This window comes from Longimicrobiales bacterium (genome assembly GCA_028823235.1).
Classification (GTDB): Bacteria; Gemmatimonadota; Gemmatimonadetes; order Longimicrobiales; family Gaopeijiaceae; genus UBA2589.
In genome coordinates this window covers 1-4,283 of record JAPKBW010000054.1, presented here as the reverse complement: position 1 = coordinate 4,283, position 4,283 = coordinate 1, and the positions used below count along the sequence as shown (strand labels likewise).

Annotated in this window: 5 protein-coding genes; all 5 read left to right on the top strand. The window is 56.9% G+C overall.

The genetic code is table 11. The features are described 5' to 3' along the window. Window positions 1-440 (top strand): PEP-utilizing enzyme (locus OSA81_13355; GenBank protein MDE0899987.1); only part of this gene is annotated, 440 nt, incomplete at its 5' end. Beyond that, on the top strand, window positions 437-1,579 hold the full coding sequence (locus OSA81_13350) for a GNAT family N-acetyltransferase (GenBank protein MDE0899986.1): 1,143 nt from the start codon (window positions 437-439) through the stop codon (window positions 1,577-1,579). The genes OSA81_13355 and OSA81_13350, both read left to right, overlap by 4 nt. 13 nt (window positions 1,580-1,592) lie before the next feature. Then, the gene (locus tag OSA81_13345; GenBank protein MDE0899985.1) at window positions 1,593-2,882 is read left to right on the top strand and encodes a hydroxymethylglutaryl-CoA reductase; all 1,290 of its coding nucleotides are present in this window, start codon (window positions 1,593-1,595) and stop codon (window positions 2,880-2,882) included. A gap of 13 nt (window positions 2,883-2,895) precedes the next feature. Continuing rightward, window positions 2,896-4,017: a DUF3419 family protein gene (locus tag OSA81_13340; protein MDE0899984.1), complete on the top strand. Its 1,122-nt coding sequence runs from the start codon at window positions 2,896-2,898 to the stop codon at window positions 4,015-4,017. Beyond that, on the top strand, window positions 4,007-4,283 hold a 277-nt coding region (locus OSA81_13335), incomplete at its 3' end, for a hypothetical protein (GenBank protein MDE0899983.1). The genes OSA81_13340 and OSA81_13335, both read left to right, overlap by 11 nt.

The window sequence follows — 4,283 nt, the reverse complement described above, 5'->3', positions numbered from 1 at the left end:
GAAGCGGTTCGGTGGCGCCACCGAACCGCTTCCTAACTCGAGGTGCGGCCGGGGCAGTCCTTAGACATCCCAGTCTACTCCAAAGCCTCGACTTACTGAAGGACCTCGGATCCGACGACCCGAACGTCTTGCACGGCACGTCGTGCTGCCCTGGCGTCGTGGAGGGACCCGTACGGGTAGCATACAGTTTTGAGGACACGGAAGGATTGGACGGGGAGATCCTCGTCACCGAACGGACTGACCCGGGCTGGGTACCAGCTTTTCCGGCGTGCTCAGGCCTGATCATCGAGAGAGGAAGCTTGTTGTCTCACTCGGCAGTGGTCGCACGTGAACTCGGCATACCCACTGTTGTCGGCGTAGAGGGCGACCCGCTCAAGAAGCTACAGAATGGCCAACGGGTCCGCCTCGATGCTGGTAAGGGTGAGGTGAGAATCCTATGAATCTCTCTTTGACCCATTGCTACTCCACTGAGGAAGATCCGGCACCCGCCGACTTCATCGACCGATTTGAGTCGGTCGGCTCCCAGCTCCAAGCTCTTCGCCCGCAAGGCACTGTCCAACCCTCCAGCTATCTCTCCCTGGTGTTAAGCATCGGACTCAGTCGACCCGCAGCCCTGTTGATCGTTGAGGGACCCGATGGAGCCCTAGCAAGAGCAGGTGTATTCCAAGGCCCAGCGAGTAAACGCTCTGGTGTAATCGGTCTCTATGAAACAGCGCCTGATCCTGAGGGTGGTCACGCGGCAAAGTTACTCATGGAGGGCGCCATGAAATGGGCCGTTGCTAACAATCTCGAAGAGGTCTTCGCGCCAGTCGATGTGAACACATGGTTCAAGTACCGAGTCATGTTGTATCCCGAGGAAACGGCTTCCCTGCCAAATCCATTCAGTTGGGAGCCCACAACTCCACCAGAGCATCAACGTCATTTCATAGATCAGGGTTTCGAGGTAGCGGCCTCGTTCGAAACCATCGGATTACATATCCCCGATACTGGAGAGTATACTTTCGGCGACCTGCTCACACGGACGCAATCAGGCTATGACACTGCAGTGGCATCAGGACTTCAAATCGAACGGCTCACGTCGGAGAACGTACAGGCGGCGGTTCCTGAGTTACATGCACTTTGCACGGACGCATTTGCGGATAATTTCCTCTTCGAACCAATTCCACTCCAGGCGTTCCAGTCACTGTACGGAAACGCGCTAGCTACGGTGCCTGGACACTTCACATTCCTCGCCCGAAACCAAGAGGACCGACTCGTCGGCTTCTTATTTACATTCCCAGATCGCGACTGGCTTGTGATCAAAACGATCGCTGTCGCACCGGATATGAGGGGTAGAAAACTCGGGACAGCTCTCACGCATGCCGCATACCGAGACGCCGGGCAGGCAGGATTCCGTCGCTTTATCACCGCACTTGTTCATGAAGACAACGTGAGCCGATTTCTGTTGGACCCACAAAAGATGCCAGGGGTTGAGACATGGACTCGGCGATACGAACTACTGAGTAAACGTGTACCATATTCAGCGTCACTCACTGGCGAGCCACTGGCTTTAGTAAGCCCCACTGACGAAAAACTATAAATTAAGGAGGCACATGCCTATCCCATATAACCTAGCTGCAGAGATCGCGCGGCGCCTGAGCAAGGGTGCAAACGTCGCTGACCTCAAGGATGCACTCGCACCGACCTCTCACGATGAACGACCGGTGCCGCCGCCAGTGCCTGGCCGAGGCGAGACCAACGATGACGCGGTGCGGAAGCGGATTGAGTTCCTCGAGGAGTTCGCAGGACCTCTGCCCCATCTGTCAGGGGAAGCTCCACAACCAGGCGCGGAGGAACTGGCGGGCAATATCGAGAACTTAATTGGGATGACGTGTATCCCCACTGGAGTTGTGGGTCCCTTGCGCATCAATGGCCTCCATGCGCACGGGGATTTCTATGTCCCGATGGCGACGTCGGAAGGGGCATTGGTCGCTAGCTACTCTCGAGGAGCAAAAATTGTGACACTCGCTGGCGGAGCCGCATGCCTGACCACAGTCCAGCAGGTCCAGCGAGCCCCTGGCTTTGCTTTCAACACGATGGCTGAAGCAATTCAGTTCACTGCTTGGGTAGTAGGGGAGTTCGAACAAATACGTGATGTTGCCGAGAGTACCACCCAGCACGGTCGTCTGGTAAACATGCGTGTGCAACCCCAAGCCAACTTCGTCTATCTGATTCTGGACTTCTATCCTGGGGACGCAGCTGGGCAGAACATGGTGACCTTCGCGGCACAGGCCGCGTGTGAGGATCTTATCCAACGCACACCCGTACTACCGCGACACTGGTTCATCGATTCGAACATGTCAGGTGATAAGAAGGGTACCTCGCTCAGCTTCTTCGATACCCGCGGACGACACACTACCGCCGAGGTAACACTTCCTCGTTCACTAGTGGAGGAAAGCCTCAGGACTACACCTGAACGGATTGGAGATGCCTGGCGCATGGGTGTAATCGGAGGCATTCAGACAGGTTCGATCGGCGTGAGTGGCCACGTGGCAAATGCGGTTGCCGCAGTATTCCTAGCGTGTGGACAGGACGTCGCTTGTGTGAGCGAAGCCAGTACGGCATTGCACCGCATGGAGGTGACTGAAACAGGCGATCTCTATGCCTGCGTGACCTTGCCTAACCTGATCCTCGGCACTGTGGGTGGTGGTACCCGTCTTCCGACGGCGACCGAATCACTCCGAATCCTCGGCTGCTTGGGGAATGACGGTGCGGCTAAGCTTGCTGAAATCACAGCCGGGCTCGCGCTGGCTGGAGAAATCTCGATCATGGCCGCAATGTGCACGGGGGAGTTCGCCCAAGCTCACGAGGCACTCGGACGTCCAAAGCAGGACCCACGGTGAAAAGGATCCTACGATGAATAAGACCCATAAATTGGGGTCTGATCGGCCCATAGAAGAACGGGCAGCCTTCGATGCCATTCGCTACGGCAGTGTTTGGGAAGATGCCGACGTGTTGTGCGAGGCTCTCGCCCCGGTTGCGAAAGATGGACGCCTACTAACCATTGCCTCTTCTGGAGACAATGCCCTAGCACTGCTCACGCTCGACCCCGCCGAAGTCGTTGCGGTCGACCTGAGTCCGGTGCAGTTAGCTTGTGTCATGATCCGCGTGGCCGCGTTCACCGAACTGGACGACGACGCTCTCCTGGCCTTCCTTGGTGTGACTCCTTCCACGAACCGAGAGGAGACATATCGGCGCCTTAGAAGCGCAATGCCTGACGATGCGTGCATCTTCTGGGACGCACACCTCGACCTGGTGCAGGAGGGAGTAATTCACGCTGGAAAGTTTGAGGCTTACTTCTCTATGTTCCGCCGAAGACTCCTGCCACTGATACATCCCAAGCGCCGCATCGAAGGCCTGCTTAATTCGCGGTCCCCTGAGGAGAGAAGACGCTTCTATAGCGAAGTCTGGGACACTTGGCGCTGGCGACTCCTTTTCAGACTCTTCTTCAGTCGAGCGGTTTGTGGTCGATTGGGTCGGGATCCAGCGTTCTTCGAGCACGTCGACGGCCCTATCGCCACCAGAATGCTCGCTCGTACACAATACGCGTTCAGCGAGCTACCCACGGACACAAATCCGTACCTAGCCTATGTCCTAACTGGGAACTATAGGTCCGACGCACTTCCACGCTACTTGCGTCCCGAGTTCCGCGGAATTGTCCGTGAACGAATCTCCCGCATTCGCACAGTGCTCGGTCCCGTAGAGAAAGCCGTAGGGCCTTTCGACGGGTTCAACCTTTCGGACATCTTCGAATACATGAGTCCGGCGGAGCATGAGCGTGTCTACACAGCACTATTGGACTCCGCAGCACCCGATGCACGTCTTGCTTACTGGAATCTCTTCGTGCCCCGTACGGCCCCACATGCATTGCGCGACAGAGTCGTGCCACTACCGGAGCTTTCCGAAAAGCTTCATTCTCAGGATCTCGCTTGGTTCTACCAGTCATTCCACGTCGATGAGGTGTCCCATGTTGAGTGAACTGATCCGCGCGTCATTGGTCGGAGCGGGCTTCCTCCTAATCTTCGGTGTTGCCGAGGCCTGGCGAATCTTCGGACAACCGTCCGTGGAGCTCAGCCGAAAGTTGGTACACTTCATGGGCGGGCTTCTCGTCCTGGCCTTCCCTTGGATCTTCGACAGCCGGTGGACCGTGATCGGCCTGGTCTTGGTGGTCGCGTTCTTGATCTGGGGCCCAGAGAAAGTCGGCCTCCTCAAGAGTATTCACGGTGTAGCAAGGAAAACCGAGG